The 1,706-nt window shown below is 59.4% G+C and carries 1 rRNA gene; it reads right to left on the reverse strand.

Annotated features, from left to right (window positions below):
* Positions 1-1,534 (reverse strand): 23S ribosomal RNA (locus tag BLR41_RS23240); the annotation flags it as partial.
* Between the last annotated feature and the right edge of the window lie 172 nt (positions 1,535-1,706).

The raw sequence follows: 1,706 nt of genomic DNA on the forward strand, positions 1-1,706 counted from the left end.
AAAGCATGGGGGCTGGTATGGGGCGGTGCCACGCGGGTACGGGAATATCAACCCGTTGTCCTGTCGACTACGCCTGACGGCCTCGCCTTAGGATCCGACTCACCCAGGGCGGAACAACCTGGCCCTGGAACCCTTGGTCTTCCGGCGGGACAGATTCTCACTGCCCATGCACTACTCATGCCTGCATTCTCACTCCCACACCCTCCACCACAGGTTTCCACCGCGGCTTCACTGGCGTGCGGGACGCTCCCCTACCCACAACAGCAACGCTGCTGTGTCACGGCTTCGGCGGTGTACTTACAAGCCCCGCTACATTATCGGCGCAGGATCACTTGACCAGTGAGCTGTTACGCACTCTTTCAAGGATGGCTGCTTCTAAGCCAACCTCCTGGTTGTCTCGGCAATCCCACATCCTTTTCCACTCAGCACACACTTCGGGGCCTTAGCCGGTGATCTGGGCTGTTTCCCTCTCGACCGTGGAGCTTTTCCCCCACGGACTCACTGCCACGCTGCTAACGTTGATGCCATTCGGAGTTTAGTTGACGTCAGTACCCCCACCGGGGCCATCAGCCATCCAGTCGCTCTACCTGCACCAAGCACCACGCGACGCTGCACCTAAATGCATTTCGGGGAGAACCAGCTATCTCCGAGTTTGATTGGCCTTTCACCCCTACCCACAGCTCATCCCCCAGGTTTTCAACCCTGGTGGGTTCGGGCCTCCACACGGTCTTACCCGCGCTTCACCCTGGCCACGGGTAGCTCACTCGGTTTCGGGTCTAGAGCACGCGACTACACTCGCCCTATTCAGACTCGCTTTCGCTCCGGCTCCCCCACACGGGTTAACCTCGCCACGCACCACTAACTCGCAGGCTCATTCTTCAAAAGGCACGCCATCACACACCACCAGGGCATGCTCTGACGGTTTAACAGCGCACGGTTTCAGGAACTCTTTCACTCCCCTCCCGGGGTACTTTTCACCAGTCCCTCACGGTACACATCCACTATCGGTCACCAGACGTATTCAGGCTTACCAGGCGGTCCTGGCCGATTCACACGAGATTACACGAGTCCCGCGCTACTCGGGACCACGCCCCACCAGCCTGTGCAGTGCCTTCACCTACGGGGGTCTCACCCACTCCGCCAGTGCCTTCCAACACCTTCAGCTAACACCACACAACCAGCGCCACCACGGTGGTGATGACCAGGCGCTCCCACAACCCCGCCCACGCAACACCCACCGGCTTGACACGCAGACGGTTTAGCCATCCTCCCCGTTCGCTCACCACTACTCAGGGAATCACATCTTGTTTTCTCTTCCTGCGGGTACTGAGATGTTTCAGTTCCCCGCGTGCCCCCCGGCGCCCTAATCTCTTCAGACACCGGTGACCGGGCATCACCCCGGCCAGGTTACCCCATTCGGACACCCTGGGATCACAGCTCGGTTGACAACTCCCCCAGGCCTATCGCGGCCTCCCACGTCCTTCATCAGCATCTGGTGCCCAGGCATCCACCGTACGCCTACAACCACGACACACACCCAACACAACGCCCAGCAAACACACCAAAACAAGCAAGCAAAAAAAGATACTCGCCACCACTATACAGTTCTCAACCAGCCACCAGACCACACCACACCAGCAGAAACACCCGTTTCCACCCAGCGGGGTGTGCCCCTAGAGAACCCAACAGTGCCGTACACGCGCCAC

Source organism: Actinopolyspora mzabensis, assembly GCF_900101095.1.
GTDB lineage: Bacteria > Actinomycetota > Actinomycetes > Mycobacteriales > Pseudonocardiaceae > Actinopolyspora > Actinopolyspora mzabensis.